At 62.4% G+C, this 18,796-nt stretch carries 20 protein-coding genes; 12 read left to right on the forward strand and 8 right to left on the reverse strand.

Features of this window, described 5'->3' with window-relative positions; genetic code table 11:
* Positions 1-45 precede the first annotated feature (45 nt).
* Entirely contained in the window at positions 46-1,128 is a 1,083-nt protein-coding gene (locus CGK93_RS15250; protein ID WP_089595561.1) for a PLP-dependent cysteine synthase family protein, read from the forward strand.
* Here the strand turns inward: CGK93_RS15250 and CGK93_RS15255 are convergent.
* A complete protein-coding gene (locus CGK93_RS15255) occupies positions 1,125-1,778 on the reverse strand; it encodes an MBL fold metallo-hydrolase (RefSeq protein WP_089595562.1) in 654 nt (217 codons plus the stop codon). The two genes, CGK93_RS15250 and CGK93_RS15255, sit on opposite strands and share 4 nt — an antisense overlap.
* A gap of 94 nt (positions 1,779-1,872) precedes the next feature.
* Between CGK93_RS15255 and CGK93_RS15260 the strand changes: the two genes are divergently transcribed.
* The gene (locus CGK93_RS15260; RefSeq protein WP_089595563.1) at positions 1,873-2,340 is read left to right on the forward strand and encodes a Fur family transcriptional regulator; all 468 of its coding nucleotides are present in this window, start codon (positions 1,873-1,875) and stop codon (positions 2,338-2,340) included.
* Here the strand turns inward: CGK93_RS15260 and CGK93_RS15265 are convergent.
* The 5 genes from CGK93_RS15265 to CGK93_RS15285 all read right to left on the reverse strand — a co-directional run bounded on the left by CGK93_RS15265 (position 2,337) and on the right by CGK93_RS15285 (position 7,723).
* A complete protein-coding gene (locus CGK93_RS15265; protein ID WP_089595564.1) occupies positions 2,337-3,227 on the reverse strand; it encodes a metal ABC transporter permease in 891 nt (296 codons plus the stop codon). The two genes, CGK93_RS15260 and CGK93_RS15265, sit on opposite strands and share 4 nt — an antisense overlap.
* Positions 3,228-4,061, reverse strand: coding sequence for a metal ABC transporter ATP-binding protein (locus CGK93_RS15270; RefSeq protein WP_198318236.1), 834 nt, complete (start codon positions 4,059-4,061; stop codon positions 3,228-3,230).
* Between the two features lie 136 nt (positions 4,062-4,197).
* Entirely contained in the window at positions 4,198-5,199 is a 1,002-nt protein-coding gene (locus CGK93_RS15275) for a metal ABC transporter solute-binding protein, Zn/Mn family (protein ID WP_089595566.1), read from the reverse strand.
* Positions 5,200-5,303: 104 nt separating this feature from the next.
* Positions 5,304-6,374: a hemolysin family protein gene (locus CGK93_RS15280; RefSeq protein WP_089595567.1), complete on the reverse strand. Its 1,071-nt coding sequence runs from the start codon at positions 6,372-6,374 to the stop codon at positions 5,304-5,306.
* Positions 6,371-7,723 (reverse strand): hemolysin family protein, encoded by a 1,353-nt coding sequence (locus CGK93_RS15285; RefSeq protein ID WP_089595568.1) that lies wholly within the window; start codon positions 7,721-7,723, stop codon positions 6,371-6,373. The genes CGK93_RS15280 and CGK93_RS15285 overlap by 4 nt, the downstream gene beginning before the upstream one ends.
* A 489-nt stretch (positions 7,724-8,212) precedes the next feature.
* Between CGK93_RS15285 and CGK93_RS15290 the strand changes: the two genes are divergently transcribed.
* The 8 genes from CGK93_RS15290 (at position 8,213) to CGK93_RS24660 (ending at position 15,583) form a co-directional block, all read left to right on the forward strand.
* Entirely contained in the window at positions 8,213-12,010 is a 3,798-nt protein-coding gene (locus tag CGK93_RS15290) for a multifunctional oxoglutarate decarboxylase/oxoglutarate dehydrogenase thiamine pyrophosphate-binding subunit/dihydrolipoyllysine-residue succinyltransferase subunit (protein WP_089595569.1), read from the forward strand.
* Between the two features lie 139 nt (positions 12,011-12,149).
* Positions 12,150-12,749 (forward strand): GDSL-type esterase/lipase family protein, encoded by a 600-nt coding sequence (locus CGK93_RS15295; RefSeq protein WP_089597496.1) that lies wholly within the window; start codon positions 12,150-12,152, stop codon positions 12,747-12,749.
* Positions 12,750-12,870: 121 nt separating this feature from the next.
* A complete protein-coding gene (locus CGK93_RS24155; protein ID WP_232481335.1) occupies positions 12,871-13,146 on the forward strand; it encodes a hypothetical protein in 276 nt (91 codons plus the stop codon).
* A gap of 4 nt (positions 13,147-13,150) precedes the next feature.
* Positions 13,151-13,477 carry a hypothetical protein gene (locus CGK93_RS24405; protein WP_269768478.1) on the forward strand — a complete coding sequence of 109 codons (327 nt, stop codon included), beginning with the start codon at positions 13,151-13,153 and terminating at the stop codon, positions 13,475-13,477.
* Positions 13,401-13,850 (forward strand): serine hydrolase, encoded by a 450-nt coding sequence (locus CGK93_RS24410; RefSeq protein WP_269768454.1) that lies wholly within the window; start codon positions 13,401-13,403, stop codon positions 13,848-13,850. The genes CGK93_RS24405 and CGK93_RS24410 overlap by 77 nt, the downstream gene beginning before the upstream one ends.
* Before the next feature lie 82 nt (positions 13,851-13,932).
* Positions 13,933-14,781, forward strand: a complete 849-nt coding sequence (locus CGK93_RS15305; protein WP_089595570.1) for a DUF4097 family beta strand repeat-containing protein — start codon at positions 13,933-13,935, stop codon at positions 14,779-14,781.
* A complete protein-coding gene (locus CGK93_RS15310; RefSeq protein WP_089595571.1) occupies positions 14,781-15,395 on the forward strand; it encodes a PadR family transcriptional regulator in 615 nt (204 codons plus the stop codon). Before CGK93_RS15305 ends, CGK93_RS15310 begins: the two co-directional genes overlap by 1 nt.
* A gap of 113 nt (positions 15,396-15,508) precedes the next feature.
* Complete coding sequence (locus tag CGK93_RS24660; RefSeq protein WP_369299106.1) at positions 15,509-15,583, forward strand: 50S ribosomal protein bL37; 75 nt, start codon at positions 15,509-15,511, stop codon at positions 15,581-15,583.
* 87 nt (positions 15,584-15,670) lie between these two features.
* Here the strand turns inward: CGK93_RS24660 and rsrA are convergent, their stop codons facing one another.
* Together rsrA and CGK93_RS15320 are read right to left on the reverse strand one after the other, a co-directional pair.
* Positions 15,671-15,931, reverse strand: a complete 261-nt coding sequence (gene rsrA / locus CGK93_RS15315) for a mycothiol system anti-sigma-R factor (RefSeq protein WP_089595572.1) — start codon at positions 15,929-15,931, stop codon at positions 15,671-15,673.
* Entirely contained in the window at positions 15,928-16,722 is a 795-nt protein-coding gene (locus tag CGK93_RS15320; protein WP_089597498.1) for a sigma-70 family RNA polymerase sigma factor, read from the reverse strand. The genes rsrA and CGK93_RS15320 overlap by 4 nt, the downstream gene beginning before the upstream one ends.
* Before the next feature lie 181 nt (positions 16,723-16,903).
* Here CGK93_RS15320 and CGK93_RS15325 point away from each other — a divergent pair, with 181 nt between their 5' ends.
* On the forward strand, positions 16,904-17,419 hold the full coding sequence (locus tag CGK93_RS15325; protein ID WP_089595573.1) for a DoxX family membrane protein: 516 nt from the start codon (positions 16,904-16,906) through the stop codon (positions 17,417-17,419).
* A gap of 6 nt (positions 17,420-17,425) precedes the next feature.
* Positions 17,426-18,796 (forward strand): 3-phosphoshikimate 1-carboxyvinyltransferase, encoded by a 1,371-nt coding sequence (gene aroA, locus CGK93_RS15330; RefSeq protein WP_198318237.1) that lies wholly within the window; start codon positions 17,426-17,428, stop codon positions 18,794-18,796.

Genomic DNA, 18,796 nt, shown 5'->3' on the forward strand with positions numbered 1-18,796 from the left:
GGCTCCGTTGCTGCCGGCACCCGGTTTCCAGCCTAGGCTTATCCGGTGAGCAATTCGTGCATTCAGGACAGGGCATGGGCCAGCGAGGCCATCCGCAAAATCGAGGCCGAGAACAACCGTTCGGCGGACACGCACCTTTATGCGGTCCCCCTCCCGGACCATTGGGGCGTCCAGCTGTACCTGAAGGACGAATCGACCCACCGCTCCGGCAGCCTCAAGCACCGCCTGGCGCGGTCCTTGTTCCTCTACGGACTGGTCAACGGCTGGATCACCGAGGGCACCACCATCGTTGAGGCCTCGAGCGGCAGCACGGCAGTCTCCGAGGCGTATTTTGCCCAGCTCATCGGGCTGCCTTTCATCGCGGTGATGACAAAAACCACCAGCCCGGAAAAGATCGCCCTGATCGAGGAATTCGGCGGTGCCTGCCTGCTGGTGGACCACGCCTCCGAAGTGTACGCAGTGGCCGAAGAGACCGCGAAAACCTCCGGCGGCTACTACATGGACCAATTCACGCACGCAGAACGCGCTACGGACTGGCGGGGCAACAACAACATCGCCGAGTCGATTTTCGACCAACTCGCGCTTGAGGAACACCCCGTCCCGGAGTGGATCGTCGTAGGAGCGGGCACCGGGGGTACCAGCGCCACCATTGGCCGCTATCTTCGGTACAACCGCTACTCCACCCGTCTTGCCGTGGTGGACCCGGAAAACTCGGCCTTCTACCCCGCCTGGCGCGACGGAGACGCCGCCGCGGCAACGGGCCAGCCATCCAGGATTGAAGGCATCGGCCGGCCACGATCCGAGCCGAGTTTCGTGCCCGCGGTCATCGACCACATGATCCAGGTGCCGGATGCCGCCTCGGTGGCTGCCATGCGCCACCTTCGGAAACTCACGGGCCTGCATGCCGGTCCCTCCACGGGGACCAACCTGTGGGGCGTGTGGCAGCTGGTGGCCGGGATGGTCGCCGAGGGGCGACGGGGCAGCATCGTGTCGCTGATGTGCGACGGCGGCGACCGCTATGCGGGCAGCTACTACGACGCCGGGTGGCTTGCGGCGAAGGGGCTGGACCCCGCACCTCACGAGGCAGTCCTGGAGCAGTTCCACCGCACAGGGGTGTGGACCGGCTAGACCTCTACCGATTCGCGTGGGGCAAGACGCTGATAACTGGTCCCATAACGGGCGCCGATACGGGTCACATGGCCTTCAACAATGCCACGTCCCAGTTCATTAAGCAGGGCGTCGTGGACCGGGAACGCCCTGGGAGCGCGGACCGAGATGACGAAATCGACAACCTCCCCCACCTTGGACCACGGAGCATGGATGGGCACCAGGAGAGTCTTGACGTCAATGCCGTCCGGGACCACGAACGAGTCCCCGGGGTGAAACACGTTGGCATCGATCAGGTACCCGATGTTGGCCACCACCGGGATCTGCGCATGAATCACCGCGTGCTGGCCGCCGAAGGTGCGTACGCTGAACCCTGCGGCATCGAAACCGGAGCCCGGCTCAGCCGTGTGGACGCGGGCTGCGACGTCGGCTTCCTCTCGCAGGGCTGCGGCAACCCCGGCGGGGGCATGGACCTCAAGCCCGGCGTTGCTCCGGAGCGCGGACACCAAAGCGGGCCGGTCAATGTGGTCATTGTGCTCGTGCGTAATGAGGACGGCGTGGGCGCCGGTTAACGCTTCCCCCGACTCGGAGAAGGTCCCGGGATCGATGACCAGAACGTTCCCGTCTTTCTCCAACCGGACACAAGCGTGGGTGTATTTGGTGAGCAACATGACCAAAGCCTAGGACCACCGGCTGACAGTTTCCAAGCCTGCCCTGCTGGTAAAATTGGGGTTTGCCAGCATCCCCAGGGAAGTGAGTCCTTCAATGCCACACGGCACCAATTCCGCCACGACCGGCCCCTCGGCGCCGGCCACCAGCGGCGTCAAGGAGCAGCGCGTTACCAAGCAGCGCTTGGCCGTCAGCGCCGCACTGGACGAATTGGATGACTTCGTCAGCACCCAGGAGCTGTACCGCCTGCTGCAGAACAAGGGCATTTCAGTGTCCCTGGCCACCGCGTACCGCATCCTCCAGTCATTGGCCGACGATGGACTCATTGATGTCCTCCGCAACGGTGAAGGCGAAGCGGTCTACCGCCGCTGCAACGTCACCGGGCACCACCACCACCTGCTGTGCCGCAACTGCGGCAAGGCAGTTGAAGTGGAGGCACCCGCCGTCGAGACCTGGGCAGCACGAACGGCTTCGGAACATGGCTTCACTGAGGTGGCCCACACAGTGGAAATTTTCGGGCTGTGCCCCGAGTGCACTGCGAAGAAGGCGGCCGGGACTCTCTAGAGGGCGCCTGCCGGCTGATCCCGCGACACCCTGCCGTTGAGGCCCCTGTTGGCCCTGACCCGTCCAATCACCCTGCACACCACATAGATCAGGAATGACAGCGTGGTGACGTACGGGCTGATGGGAATCCGGCTGCCGAGGGCCAGCAGGATTCCGCCGACGGTAGCCGTCATCGCGAAAACCACGCTCAGCACTACCACCAACCGGGGTGATGTGGTAACCCGAAGCGCAGCTGCCGCCGGCGTAATCAGCAACGCGAGGACCAGCAGGGCGCCGACGATCTGGATGGACAGCGCCACACTGACGCCCAGCAGCACCATGAATCCAATGGCCAGGCCACGAACCGGAACACCTCTGGCTTCCGCCATTTCGGGGTCTACGCTGGCAAAGCTCAGCGGCCGCCAGATTGCTGCCAAGGCGATCATCACCACCACTGCAGTTCCTGCAAGAACCTGCAGCTGCACGGTGTCCACGGAGACAATCTGACCGGTCAGCAGTCCGAACTTGTTGGCCGCGCGGCCCTCATAGAGCGCCAGGAAAAGGATGCCCAGCCCCAGGCCGAACGGCATGATGACACCGATGATCGAGTTCTTGTCCCGCGCCCGGACGCCCATGAAGCCCAGCAATACAGCAGCCGCCACTGAGCCGACCAAGGAGCCAAAGATGATGTCGGCGCCGATCAGCAAGGCAAACGCAGCGCCGGCGAAGGACAGTTCCGAAATGCCGTGGACAGCGAAAGCCAGGTCCCGTTTCATGACGAACGTGCCCACCAACCCGCCCAGCAGCCCCAGCACGGCTCCAGCCCAAATGGAGTTCTGAACGAGGACCAGCAACTCACCGTAGTTCTCGAAGTTGAAAATGGTCTGCAGAATGGTGTCGAGGTCCATCTAGAACTCCTCCCCGGCGGTTGCATGGGCATCGTCATGGAAGTGCGTCGTTGCGTCAGGGAGGCCGACGACGACGATCCTTCCGTTGGCATGGATGACCTCCACATGGCTGTTGTACAGCTCCGAAAGGACTTCCGTAGTCATGACTTCCTGGGGCGTGCCCACACGGAATTGGCCGCCGGCAAGGTAGAGGACCCGGTCAACATAGTCGATCACCGGGTTGATCTCGTGGGTCACGAAAACCACTGCGCTGTTCCGCTCATGGCATTGTTTGTTGATCAGCGAGCTGACGCCCTGTTGGTGGTGCAGGTCCAGGGAGAGGAGCGGTTCGTCGCACAGCAGGACCTGCGGCTCTGTGGCCAGTGCTTGTGCCACCCTGAGCCGTTGCTGCTCGCCTCCGGACAGTTGCCCCACTGGCACCTTCGCGTAGTCGGAAGCTCCCACCAGCTCGAGTAATTGGTCAATTTTCGGGTTGACCTTCCCGGCCGAGAGCCGCATGCCCCACCGGTGTCCGTCGATCCCCAAGCCCACCAGGTCCCGTGCACGCAAGGGCGTGTCTGGCGCAAACGACTTTTGCTGCGGGATGTAGCCAATCCGCTTGCTGCCTCGCTCCACCGGGTGGCCACCCAGGGAAACAGTTCCTGAATGCAGTTCCTGAAGCCCAAGGAGAACCTTCAGGAAGCTGGTCTTGCCGCTGCCGTTGGGTCCCAGCACAGCGAAGAACTCGCCGGGATTGATGTCGAGGTCGAGATCCCGCCAGAGCGCCCTCTTGCCGAACTGTAGGCTCGCTCCACGGAGGCTCACTACCGGTGTCAAAAGTTGTCCTCGATTCATGCGTTGCTGGGAACGCAGTCAGTGGTGCCGCTGGTATACGCGGCCGTGCTGGTGGCAGGCAAAAGGCCCCGCAGCCATCCTGAATATCTTAGGACGTTGGCAGGGCCCTTCACCGCATACCGGGTGTCAGGAAATGCTACTTCTTGAGCGCGGAGGAAACCGACTCCACGTTGTCGGACATCCACTGGACGTAGTCCTTGCCATCAGGCAGCGTCTCGGTGAAGTTCACCACCGGCACGCCGGCAGCTTCCGCGGCCCGCTTGACGGCTTCAGTCTGGGGCCCTTCGGTCTGCTCGTTGTACGCCAGGAACCGCACGGATTTGGCAGTGACCAGGTCCGTGGTTTCCTTCAACACGGCGGCCGGGACATCTGTTTCCTCTTCAATGGCAGCGCTGTAAGCCTCCGGAGTTTTGTTTTCCAGGCCGGCAGCTTCCAGGAGGTACAAGGGCACGGGCTCGGTGACAGCTACCGGCGCATGGTCGTTTGCGGCCTTGACGGCGTCGAGCTTTCCGGTGAGGTCGGCGAGTTTGGTTTTGAAGGCTTCGGCATTGGCTGTGAAGGTCGTCGCCGATCCCGCATCCAGGCTGCCGAGCTTGGCAGCGACTGCATCGGCGAGCTTGCCCATGGTGTCCAAGCTGTACCAGACGTGCTCATTGAACTCGCCGTGGTTGTGGGTGTGGCCTTCTTCGCTGTGGGATTCCTCGCTGTGGGCTTCTTCTTCCGGGGCGAGCCCGGAGATTTCCACGGCGCTGATCATGTTCTCGTGGCCGACCTTGGTCTCATCAGCAATTTTGTGGAGGAACTCGTCATAGCCTCCGCCGTTCTCCACCACGAGCTTGGCCTTGGAGATCACCAGCTTGTCCTGGGCACTTGCCTCATAGGAGTGCGGGTCCTGGCTTGTCTTGGTGATGATGGCGTTCACGTTGACTTTGTCCCCGCCAATTGCCTTCACAACATCCCCGTAGACATTCGTGGAGGTGACTACTTCAATGGCACCGGACGACGACGGATCGCTTGCCCCTGCTGTCCCCGCGCAGGAAGAAAGAAACAGGGCGGCAAGGGCTGCGGAAGCGGCCATGGACAGGCGGGCGGCGGAACGACGCACGGGAACCTCGGATCTACTCAAAATGAGAATCAAACACAATTACTGGCAGATTCAAGTGTAGCCCTAAATGGGAATGATTCCTATTTAGACAAACCGGCGCCGATCGGGTGCGATCGGCGCCGGCCTTTTCCTTGGTGTTACTTGACCTGTTGGTCTCCGTACCGGCGGATGCCCGTCGCCTGCGTTGCGTCGCGGATCTCACCCACCAATTGTTCAATGACGTCCTCCAGGAAGAGGACACCCTGGGTCTCTCCGTCGGCGCCGATGACACGGGCCAGGTGCGATCCCGTCCGTTGCATGACAGACATGGCCTGCTCGATTTCGTCGTCCGGCGCAAGGTTGGCAAAGGAACGGATGCGCCCCTCGGCGATGGGATGCCTTCGGCCCTCGTCCGGGATGGACAGGATGTCCTTCACGTGCAGGTAGCCGGCGAGTTCGCCGTCGTCGTCCACCATGGGGAAACGGGAGAATCCCGTCCGGCTGACCGCCTTTTCCAGGTCCACGGGAGTAGAGGCAGTCTTGAGCACCACCAATTTGTCCAAGGGAACCATGATGTGCGAAGCCGTGTGTTCCGAGAACTCCAGTGCACCGCTCAACAAGCCAGTTTCGTCGTCCACCAAACCATGGCGCGTGGACTCCTGGACAATCGACTGCACTTCCTCCAGCGTGAACGAGGAAGACACCTCGTCCTTCGGCTCGATCTTCATCAGCCGCAGGATGTGGTTGGCCAGCCAGTTCAGGGTCCAGATGATCGGGTTCACCAGGCGGGCAATGAACATCAACGGCGGGGCCAACAACAGTGCGGCCTTGTCGGCTACGGAAACGGAGATGTTCTTGGGAACCATCTCGCCAAAAGTGACATGCAGGAACGTGACGAACAGCAAGGCGATGGCAAAGGCGATGATGTCCGCCAGTTCAACCGGAACGCCCACCAGCTCAAGGGGCTCGGCCAACAAGTGATGGATGGCCGGTTCGGCAACCTGAAGGATCAACAGGGAACAGACGGTGATGCCCAGCTGTGCACAGGCAAGCATCAACGAAACGTTTTCCATGGCACGCAGTGTTGTCTGCGCGCGCTTTGATCCGGCTTCGGCCAAGGGCTCGATCTGGCTGCGGCGTGCAGACATGACGGCAAACTCGGCACCGACGAAGAAGGCGTTGCCGATCAGGAGAACGACGAGCCAGACAATTCCTACCCAGTCGCTCATACGGCCCCCGCTTCATGACGCGGATTCTCTGCATTCTCTGGAGCGGAATCATCCGACTCCACATGATGGAAACAGATCCGGTCGATCCTTCGGCCATCCATCCTGGTCACCGTGAGCGTCCCGCCTACCGTGTCTACGACGTCTCCCGTCCTGGCGATACGACCAAGCTGGCTCATGACGTAGCCACCCACAGTCTCATAGGCCGACTCGTCAGGCACTGTGAGATTGGGTATCTGCTCGGAAACCTCATCCGGCCGCAGGAGCCCAGGGAAGTACCAGTCGCCGGACGCGCTCTGCAGCACTCCCGGGCGGACTTTGTCATGCTCGTCAGCGACCTCACCGACGATCTCTTCCACCAAGTCCTCAAGGGTGGTGATTCCTGCGGTTCCGCCGTACTCGTCCAGCACGACGGCCAACTGCAGGTTACCCTCGCGCAACTCGGAGAGCAGCGCATCCAGGTGAATGGTTTCGGGAACCTGCAGGACATCGGTCATGATCGCACCGGCCTCGAGCTTGGCCCGGCGCTCTGCCGGGACAGCCACGGCTTTCTTGACGTGCACCACGCCGCGGATGTCATCCGTGGAATCACCAATAACGGGGAACCGCGAATATCCGGTGCGCCGCGCGGCGTCGAGGATGTCGGCCACAGGCTGGTCGGCATCGATCGTTTCCATGCGGATACGCGGTGTCATGACGTCTGCTGCCGTGCGCCCGGAAAAGTTCAGGGTGCGGGCAACGAAGTTGGCGGTCCCTGCGTCCAAAGTCCCCAGCTCAGCGGAGCGCCTCACCAAGGAGGCCAGCTCCGCGGGGGTCCTTGCCCCGGAGATCTCTTCCTTGGCTTCAAGGCCGAACAGGTTCAGCACCTTGTTGGAGAACCCGTTAAGAACCACGATGGCCGGCTTGAAAACGGCCGTGAACATCAGCTGGGGGCGGGCAAGGCGTTTGCCCAAAGGGAATGCAAGGGCGATGGCCATGTTCTTGGGAACCAGTTCGCCGATCAGCATCGACAAGAGGGTGGCGACAGCCATCGCCAGGATTAAGGCCACTGAATGCGCTGCATCCGGGCTGAACCCCAGGGACGCAAGCGGACCCCCAAGAAGTTGCCCCAAGGAGGGTTCCATGACGAAGCCGGTCAGCAGCGTGGTCAGGGTGATCCCGAGCTGGCAACTGGAAAGCTGCGTGGACAGCGACTTGAGGCACTTCAGCAGCGGGGCGGCAGCATGATCGCCGTTATTAACCGCACGCTGAACGCTGGCTTGGTCCAACGCAACCAGGGAAAACTCAACTGCTACAAAGAAGCCGGTACCCAGGATCAGGGCAAATCCGGCGAGGAGAAGAATCCATTCCACTTAGCGCATCACTCCATGAGTGGGCGCGAGCAATGCGGAGGGCGCCGTCAGCGGGGAAATTCGCCCCGGCGGAGGCTGGTCGGGTCCCGCGGACGCATGGTCCGAGGAACCACCGGCTGTGAGCGCCGGCGCGTGATGGGCATGTGAACGGGTATTGCCGGCTCGACGGGCACGCTGTGCGGAGTTGCCAGATTGACTCCCCCGACAGTTCCCAGGCCGGCACCTAGATTTACTGTCCATAAGAGTTTCAGTCTACAGTCCAGCCCCCGGGCACCTCCAACAGCAGGCCTGACTCTGCGACAAAAAAGAAGTGTCACGCCACTAAGTCAGCCGCAACATGATTTAGGTCACCACTATTGGCAGTTAACCAACGATCCTAACTAGACTGTCAGGGGTCTGAGTTCGCGGGACCCGGACCCTGTCCCATCGTTGCGGAAAAGCAACTTTGGCCAGCGGGAAAACAACACTCATGGAAGAGGCGTATTTCAAGTGCCAGAGCAGCCCAGCCACCGTCTACCAGAGGAATTTGGCGGAAACGAGTGGCTCGTTGACGAACTGTACGAGCGGTACCAACAGGACAAGAATTCGGTCGACACCAAGTGGTGGCCGCTCTTTGAATCCTTTGCTTCTGCTGACGGCACTTCTTCCAACGGAACCTCCGCAGCTCCTTCAGCTGCCAATCCACCCACCCAAGTACTTCCCGTGGTAGCCCCGGCTGCAGCGGCTCCGGCACCGGCGCCGGCCGCTCCTGCCGCTGCCGCGGAACCGGCTGCACCGGCGGCACCCGCCCCGGCGAAGAAAGCACCGGCCACCGTTGCCCGGGACGGAGCAAAGAAGCCCGCAGCCGGAACCACGGCACAACCCATTCCTGCCCAGCTGCCCAAGAGCACCAAGGCGCCCACGGCACCTGAGGAAGATGTAGTTTCAGTCCTCCGGGGTCCGGCCAAGGCCATCGCCACCAACATGGTGACAAGCCTTGAAGTACCTACCGCCACGAGTGTCCGCGCAGTTCCCGCCAAGCTGCTCATCGACAACCGGGTGGTCATCAACTCCAACCTTGCCCGTGCCCGCGGTGGCAAGGTTTCCTTTACGCACCTCATCGGCTACGCCGTTGTCCGTGCGTTGTCCCAGTTCCCGTCGATGAACGTCTACTACGACGAAATCGATGGCAAGCCCAGTGCTGTGCAGCCCGCACACGTCAACTTCGGCATCGCCATTGACATGCCCAAGCCCGATGGCACCCGCCTCCTGATGGTTCCCAACATCAAGAAGGCCGAGACCATGGACTTCGCTGAGTTCTGGCACACCTATGAGGACCTCATCAAGCGCGCCCGTAACGGCAAGCTGACGGCAGACGACCACGCCGGCACCACGGTTTCCTTGACCAACCCCGGTGGCATCGGCACCGTGCACTCCGTGCCCCGCCTCTCCAAGGGCCAGGCCGCCATCATCGGCGTCGGCGCCCTTGACTACCCCGCCGAGTTCCAGGGTGCCAGCGAGAAAATCATCGCCCAGAACGCCATCAGCAAGATCCTCACGCTGACGTCCACCTATGACCACCGTGTCATCCAGGGCGCCGGCAGCGGCGAGTTCCTCAAGCTTGTCCACCAGCTCCTGCTCGGTGCGCAGAACTTCTATGACGAGATCTTTGAAGCCCTGCGTATCCCCTACGAGCCCGTCCGCTGGAGCCCGGACCTCCAGGTGGATCCTGCCGACGAGATCAACAAGGTTGCCCGCATCCAGCAGCTGATCCACTCCTACCGCGTCCGCGGTCACCTGATGGCGGACACCGATCCCCTGGAGTACGTCCAGCGCAAGCACCCGGACCTTGACGTCCTCACCTACGGACTGACCCTGTGGGACCTGGACCGCGAATGGCCCACCGGCGGCTTCGGCGGCAAGCCGCAGCTCAAGTTCCGCGACATCCTCGGGGTCCTGCGTGATGCGTACTGCCGCACCACGGGCATCGAGTACATGCACATCCAGGAACCTGCAGAACGCAAGTGGTTCCAGGACCAGCTGGAGCACCCGTACTCCAAGCCGAGCCGTGAAGAGCAGCTGCGCATCGTTTCCAAGCTCAACGCAGCCGAAGCGTTCGAAACGTTCCTGCAGACCAAGTTCGTTGGTCAGAAGCGCTTCTCCCTGGAGGGTGGCGAGTCGCTGATTCCGTTGCTCGACGCCGTGATCTCGGACGCTGCCGACGACGGTCTGGACGAAGTTGCCATCGGCATGGCCCACCGCGGCCGCCTCAACGTGCTGACCAACATCGCCGGCAAGACCTACGCACAGGTCTTCCGCGAATTCGAAGGCACCCAGGACCCGCGCTCCGTGCAGGGCTCCGGTGACGTCAAGTACCACCTCGGTACGGAAGGCACCTTCACCTCGGACAACGGCAAGCAGACCAAGGTCTACCTCGCCGCCAACCCGTCCCACCTTGAAGCTGTGGACTCCGTCCTTGAGGGCATTGTCCGCGCCAAGCAGGACAGGCTGGACCAGGGCGAGTCGTTCCCCGTCCTGCCCATTATGGTCCACGGTGACGCCGCGTTCGCCGGCCAGGGTGTTGTGGCTGAAACCCTCAACCTCTCGCAGCTGCGTGGCTACCGCACCGGCGGCACCATCCACGTGATCGTCAACAACCAGGTTGGCTTCACCACGGCGCCGTCGTCATCGCGTTCGTCCACGTACTCCACGGACGTTGCCAAAATGATCCAGGCACCGGTGTTCCACGTGAACGGCGACGACCCCGAGGCCGTGGTGCGTGTTGCACAACTCGCCTACGAGTTCCGTCAGCGTTTCCACAAGGACGTTGTCATCGACATGGTCTGCTACCGCCGTCGCGGCCACAACGAGGGCGACGACCCCTCGATGACGCAGCCGCTCATGTACAACCTGATCGAAGCCAAGCGCTCCGTCCGCAAGCTGTACACCGAGTCGCTCATCGGCCGTGGAGATATCACCGAGGAAGAAGCAGAGCAGTTGCTCCGCGACTACCAGGAGCGCCTCGAGCGTGTCTTCGCTGAGACGCACGCAGCGCAGACCTCACCGATCCCGATCATCACAGCGGATTCCGCAGCTGTCTCGGACATCGAGCGTCCCATCGCCCAGCAGGCCGACTTCGGGACCAACTCCCCGGCGTCCACTGCCATTTCGGCTGAGACCCTCGCCCGCATCGGCAAGGCGCACCTGGAAATTCCGGATGGCTTCACGGTCCACTCCAAGCTGAAGCAGCTTCTGGAGAAGCGCGAGCAGATGTCCCGTGAAGGCGGCATCGACTGGGGCTTCGGCGAGATCGCAGCTTTTGGCTCGCTGATCATGGAGGGCGTGCCGGTCCGGTTGGCCGGACAGGACTCCCGCCGCGGCACGTTCGTGCAGCGTCACGCTGTCTTCCACGACCGCGCCAACGGCAACGAGTGGCTGCCGCTGGGCAACCTGTCCGATGACCAGGCCAAGCTGTGGATCTACGACTCCCTGCTGTCCGAATACGCAGCCATGGGCTTCGAATACGGCTACTCGGTGGAGCGCCCCGACGCCTTGGTCCTGTGGGAAGCGCAGTTCGGTGACTTCGTCAACGGCGCCCAGACCATCATTGACGAGTTCATTTCCTCGGCTGAACAGAAGTGGGGCCAGCGCTCCTCGCTGGTGCTCATGCTTCCGCATGGATATGAAGGCCAAGGACCGGACCACTCCTCTGCACGCATTGAGCGCTTCCTGCAGATGTGCGCCGAGGACAACATGATCGTGGCCAACCCCACCACCGCTGCCTCGCACTTCCACCTGTTGCGCCGCCAGGCCTACAGCCGTCCGCGCAAGCCGTTGATCATCTTCACGCCGAAGCAGCTGCTCCGCCTCAAGGGCGCCGCATCCGCCGTCGAAGACTTCACCACGGGTGGCTTCCGGCCGGTCATTGCCGATCCTGAGGTTCAGCCTGCCAACGTGGACCGCGTCATCCTGGTCTCGGGCCGGTTGTACTACGACCTCCTGTCCAACCGACAGAAGTCCGGCGATACCTCCACTGCCATCATCCGCGTTGAGCAGCTGTACCCGCTGCCCAAGGCTGAGATTGACGCAGAATTGGCCAAGTACCCGAACGCGGACATCGTTTGGGCGCAGGACGAACCTGCCAACCAGGGTCCGTGGCCGTTCATGGGCCTGAACCTGGCACCCGAGCTTGACCGCAAGCTCCGCTTGGTGTCGCGTCCGGCCTCGGCCTCCACGGCGGCCGGTTCCATGAAGCGCCACGCCGCTGAGCAGGATGCCCTGATCAAGCAGGCGTTCGAACGCAAGTAAAGCGAAACTGCCCGGTCTGAGGAGTGAATGCGCCCCTCAGGCCGGGCAGTTCTGTTTAATGGGACAGGTATCCGGTTCCAGAACCGGCCGATGATCCGGCAAACCGTGCAAGGACCGTAACGAGTGTGAAGAGGTAACCGTGGAAGACAGGAAGCTGCGTATCGCAGCTGTTGGAGATGAACTGCTCGCGGGCCTGGGGGATCCCCGCGCCTTGGGTTGGCTCGGACGAGTGCTGGCCCGAACGCCCCAGGACGCCGTCGTAGTGGAGAGTTTCCCGCTCCCCTGCCCCATGGAAGGCACGGAGGGCCTGGCCGCCCGGTGGCAGGACGAAGCAGGCAGGCGCTTCAGCGACTCCCATGAGAACCGCCTGGTCATCGGGCTTTCAGGCCGCGACCTCGAGTTCGGACTGTCGACGGCCCGCAGCCGCTTGAACCTGGCCAACATCCTCGACGGTGCCTCGCACAGCAGCGTGGAGGTCTTTGTGGTGGGGCCTCCGCCCACACTGGACCCGGCACGGAACAAACGGCTCGCAGAACTCAACACAGCCTTTGCCGATGTCACCACGCGGCGCAACCACCACTACGTAGACACGTTCTCTCCCTTGCTCAATCATGAGCAGTGGAGGACAGACCTCGCAGCCAATGGGGGAACACCGGGCCAGGCCGGCTACGGATTGATTGCGTGGCTCGTCCTGCACCGTGGCTGGTTCCAATGGCTTAATATCGCTCAACCGGAGTAGCCATGACGCGGCCCTGGCAGCCACAGTCTCCTGCAGTTCCGGCCCGCCGGCTCCGTCAAGGTCGTCATCAACAGAGTCAGCGGCGGCAGCGGCGTCATCGCCCGCCGCGACGCCATCATCCATGTCATCTCCGGCGTCTGCAGCGCTGCAGCCTTTCGATGCTGCGACACTGCGTGCGGAATTCGAACGCACAGCAAAAGAACTACTGGTGCCAGGTGCCATGGTGCTGCTGGAGACTCCCGGTGGATCACTGACCGCGTCCTACGGAACCGGGACCCGCGGCGCTGACCGTACGGTTTCCGCCGAGGACCACATCCGGGTGGGTTCGGTCACCAAGACCTTGGACCACCACCGTGGTCCTGCAACTGGTGCAGGAAGGCAAGCTCTCACTGGATGATCCCGTGTCCAAGTACCGTCCCGACGTCCCCAATGGAGGCGCGATCACCCTTGAACAGATCCTGACCATGCGCAGCGGCCTGTTCAACTACACCGAAACACTCGAGCTCAACACAGCCATGGACCAGGACCTGCAAAAGTCTGGCAGCCGGAACTCCTTGCCTTGGCCTTCGCGCACCCACCGTATTTTGCACGGGGCAGGCCATTCCGGCGCCTCATCCCCGCGGCTGTTTCTATGGGGACAACGTCTTAACCATGACCAATCCGGCCCTTCCCGAGGATATGCAGAAGGAAGCAACTGCCGGCGCCCTGGCGCCGAACGATGTCACTGACGGTAATCCGTCCTGGGCATGGGCTGCAGGCCCGGGCATCTCCACAGCAGCAGATTTGAAGATTTTGGGCGAGGCCCTCGTCAACGGAAAGCTCCTGAAGCCGGAACTCCAGCAGAAGAGGCTAGACAGCGTCACCCCCACCAATCCGGACAATCCCGGCGGCGCTTCGTATGGTTTGGGCATTGCCAAGTTCGGCAATGCCTACGGGCACACCGGCGAGTTGCCGGGCTTCAATACGTTCATGGGAAACGACCCCATCAACTCCGTCACCTTGGTGGTATGGACCAACCTGGCCCCCGCTGCCGACGGGCGGGACCCCGCCACCACCATCGCGCGCACGTTGATCGGCAAGCTGTACCGACCGGCTGCCTGATTCCCAGCACACCATTGCTTCCAGACTACTCACGATATATCGTGAGTTTATCAAACGCGATATATCGCAATCTGGAGGGATCATGTCTGAGGAACTATGGACCGTCACCGGTCCGCAAACCATTGATGTGGACGATGTCCGCTCTCTCAAGCTGGGAATCGTCAAGGGCCGCTTTGACGTCATGACCCACGACCAGCCTTCTGTCCGCATTGAAATCAGTGAAATCACGGGCGACCCCCTCACGGTGACGCTCGTGGACGGCCGCTTGGAAGTGCGCCACCAGCTGCAAGGGCCGCAAGGGTGGTTTCGCAACCTGATGGGCACCGTCAACAACACCAGTACCAACTCAGTGGTTGTCGGGATCGCCCTACCGCCCGGAGTGGATGTCGAGGCGGGAACGGTCAGCGGCGACGGCCTGGTCTCCGGGATCAGCGGCCGGACGCGCCTGAACACCGTCTCAGGCTCCGTGATGGCAGATGGAACCAGCGGCGAACTGCACGTGAACACCGTCAGCGGCGAGGTCATCGCCAGGAACCACGACGGCGTCCTGACCGCCAAGAGCGTCTCGGGCGAGGTGACCGCTTCGGGCAAGTTCAAGAACGTCCGGGCCAGCACTGTCAGCGGTGACCTCAGTTTCGATCTCCAGGACTATACCAACGACCTTGGGGCGAACTCCGTCTCCGGCGACCTGACCATCAGGCTTCCCCACGACGTCGGCCTGGACATTGTGGCCAAGTCAGCCAGCGGAACCGTAGTGATCGACGACCAGATGTATGCCCAGCCCGGCAGCAACGTGCACACGATTGTAGGCCCGGACGAAAAGCTCATGCTGTTGCGCACCAACACGGTCTCCGGCAAGACCTACATCATGCACGGGTCAGCACCGGCAACGGACAACAACCACCAGGTCCCCGGGGAAGCTGGCCTCTGATGCCTCCCGTCTTTGCACACGGAGCCCTGCGCCTGTACCTGCTGGCGTTGCTCGAAGCGGGCCCCAAGCACGGCTATGAACTGATCAAGGCCTTGGGCGACCGGTTTGGCGGGACGTACTCCCCCAGCGCAGGAACCATCTATCCGCGCCTGGGCAAGCTGGAGGAAGAGGGCCTGGTAGCCACCGAAACCGAGGGCCGTCGCACCAAATACTTCATCACCGACGCGGGCCTCGCCGAACTGGATGGCCGCAGGGACGAGTTGGCCGACGTCGAGAACACCATTTCTGCCTCCGTCAGGCGCCTCGCCGATAACCTGCGCGAAGATATCCGGACCAATATGCGGGGCCTGCGGGCAGACCTCGCCGCCACTGCTGAAGCGGCCCGCACCACCGCCACCTCAGCGCCTTTCCGGAGCCGGTCCGGCGGCTACACCCCTGAGGGCCAACGCCTGGTGAAGGAAGCCGAGCTGATGGTCCAGTCATTCAGGGACGATATCCGGGTGGAGCTGCGCCTGCACGGCGCCTCACAACCGCTGACGCCTTTGGCACTGGAAACAGTGCGTACGGTACTGGACCAGGCGCGCATCTCGATCAGGAATTCGCTGCGGAACTGACGCGGAGTTGGCTTTAGCCGGCGCAACACCGTTCCCGGTTCGCGACCCGGCACCCGGATGTGCGAAACTGGAGGGCAGCTCTATTGAGTATCAATCATTGAAGGAGGCCAGCTATGAGCAAGCGTGCACGTAAGCGTCGTGACCGTAAGCGCGGCGGCGCGAACCACGGCAAGCGTCCCAACACCTAAGCCAGCGGCTTAGTGTCACAGGCTTAAGAGCGAGGGCCCCGGAAACCATGAGGTTTCCGGGGCCCTTGGCGTTTGTGTCCGTTGGGATCAGGCCTCTACCGGCTTGATGGAGTGAATCCTGTCCAGAATCGAGTTCTTAAGGTTCTCCGGTGCTGACTCGGTGCACGACCGCTTGACCATGGTACGGATGAGGCACTCGAGGTCATATTGCTCGGAGCACTCCTCGCAGGTGTCCAGGTGCTGCTTGATCTCGCTGAGGTCCTCGCGGGTCAACGCGCCGTCGAGGTACTCGTAGATCCGCTGCATTCGCGTATCGTCGCAATCGCCCAATCCCTGGCAGTCGCTCATTTCTCTTTCTCCTGATTGTTGCTTCCGGCCGCGGCCTGGTCTTCGGTGTGGGCCCTGAAGCCCCGTTCGGTGGCGTAGTCCGCCAGCATGTCCCGCAGCATCTTCCTGCCGCGGTGCAACCGTGACATGACCGTGCCGATGGGAGTGTTCATGATTTCAGATATCTGCTTGTACGCGTAGCCCTCGACGTCCGCGAAGTAGACAGCCAGCCGGAATTCCTCCGGGATGGATTGCAATGCGTTTTTGACGTCGGAGTCCGGCAAGTGGTCCAGCGCCTCAGTTTCCGCGGACCTCAACCCCGCAGAAGTGTGCGACTCTGCCTTGGCCAACTGCCAGTCCTCGATCGTGTCCGAGTTGGACTGCAGCGGCTCGCGCTGCCGCTTCCGGTAGAGGTTGATATAGGTGTTGGTCAGGATGCGGTACAGCCACGCTTTGAGGTTGGTCCCCGGCTTGTACTGGTGGAAAGCCGAAAATGCCTTGGTATAGGCCTCCTGAACCAGGTCCTCCGCATCCGAAGGGTTTCGTGCCATCCTCATGGCTGCCGAATACAACTGGTCCACATATTGCATGGCGTCGCGCTCGAACCGCGCACGCCGCTGCTCGGGAGTCTCCGAAGCGACATCGACGTCGGGTGCGGCCACTGCGTCTTCCGCGCCGGCCGCCTGGTACATGGCCGCTGCGGCCGGTTCCGTGGTGCTCATCGTTGCCAAGTCTACTGTCAGCTGCGGGGAATCCGGCTGTGTGCCGTACCCGCGCTCCGGTAGAACCACACGGTCCTTAACCAAAGTCAAAAAATCAACTCCGTTCACCAAGGCGGCAACACCGTGCCGCAGTCCGGTCTCCACCGCACCACTAGTTCACAACGGCCGCCGCTGGGTAATTATTCCGCAAAGGTGCAAGACTAGAGCAGACTGCACCCCTTGAACACAACACCCATTGACATAGTGTGGCAAGCCATCCAGGAGGCAAGACATGTCTGTTATCCGTTTTCTCGCGCGGCCCATGCTCGCATCCAGCTTCGTCGTCGCAGGTCTTGACAAGCTCAGGAACGCAGACGATACCGCCAAGCAGCTCTCGCCCGTCCTTCGACGGGCCTCGGAGTCCCTGCCATTCAAAGCCGATGAGAAGACCCTTGCGCGCGTCATTGGAGGCGCCCAGTTGGGGGCCGGCGCATTGCTCGGGCTTGGGAAGCTCACCCGTTTTGCCGCAACGGTGCTGGCTGTGACGTCGGCGTTGAACTCCTACGTCGAATGGCGATCAGCGGATATCAGCACCAAGGAAGGGCGGAGCGCACGCAAGGCCCAGTTGCTGAAGAACATTTCCCTGACAGGCGGGGTACTTCTTGCCTCGGTTGATACCGAGGGACGCCCGAGCATTGCCTGGCGCGCGGAGCACTTGGCTGCCGACGCCAAAAAGGTGACGGGCAAGCAAATCAAGCGGGCAGACAAAGCAGTACGCAAGGCCGTAGACAACGCAGTTGGAGCATAAGGAAGCATGACGGGTACCACCGCCGCAAACACCGGATCAACCAAAGCCGCTGCGCTGCCTCTCTGGCCGGCGCCCTACGCCAAGGGGCCCGTGGACGCCACGGTGACGGTACCTGGTTCAAAGTCGCTGACCAACCGGTTCCTGGTGTTGGCGGCCTTGGCGGATGGTCCCTCACGGCTGCGGGCTCCGCTGCATTCCCGTGATTCCGCACTCATGATCCAGGCTTTGCGGCAGTTGGGTGCCACGGTCACGGAGGTTCCTGGCGACGGCGACTACGGCCCTGACCTTGAGATCACCCCGATGGATCCCGCTGCCCCAAGCGCAGGAACAGCCATTGACTGCGGCCTCGCCGGCACCGTCATGCGGTTCGTGCCTCCACTGGCGGCCTTGCGCAAGGGAACTACAGTCTTCGACGGCGATCCGCACGCCCGCAACAGGCCCATGGGAACCATCATCGAGGCGTTGACCGCCCTCGGCGTCCCCGTGGCAGCCGAAGGCGGCAGGACGCCGTCGGCTCTTCCCTTCACGGTGGACGGCACGGGCGAAGTCCGGGGTGGCCACTTAGTGATCGATGCCAGCGCGTCATCGCAGTTTGTGTCCGCCCTGCTGCTGGTCGGTGCCCGTTTCACCGAAGGTCTCCACTTGGAGCACGTCGGCAAGCCCGTACCCAGCTTGGACCACATCACCATGACCGTGGAGGTCCTCCGCAGCGTGGGCGTCACCGTGGACGACTCCGTACCCAACCACTGGCGGGTCTCTCCCGGACCCATCCGCGCCTTTGACCAGAGGATCGAGCAGGACCTTTCCAACGCAGGCCCTTTCCTGGCCGCGGCACTGGCAACGCAGGGCACTGTACGGATCACCAATTGGCCGGCGGGCACCACCCAGGTCGGCGATATGTGGCGGACCATCCTCGCCACCATGGGAGCCAGCGTCACCGTGGAAAACGGGACCCTCACTGTGACCGGCGGACCGGTCATCAAGGGCGCCGACTTCGACGAAACCAGCGAACTCGCACCCACCGTTGCCGCCTTGTGCGCCCTGGCTGCCGGCCCCTCGCGGCTGACGGGGATTGCCCATCTCCGAGGCCACGAAACGGACCGTCTCGCGGCGCTCGTTGCCGAGATCAACTCCCTGGGCGGTGACGCCGAAGAGACCGTCGATGGCCTCATCATCCGCCCCACGGCACTGCACGCCGGCGTGGTCCACAGCTACGCCGACCACCGCATGGCCACTGCCGGCGCCATCCTGGGCCTCGCCGTGGAAGGCGTCCAGGTGGAAGACATCGCCACCACATCCAAGACCATGCCGGAGTTCCCGGAAATGTGGGCCCGAATGGTGGGAACCATCTCCAGCACGGATGGGACCAGCAACTGA

Source organism: Arthrobacter sp. YN, assembly GCF_002224285.1.
Taxonomy (GTDB): Bacteria; Actinomycetota; Actinomycetes; order Actinomycetales; family Micrococcaceae; genus Arthrobacter.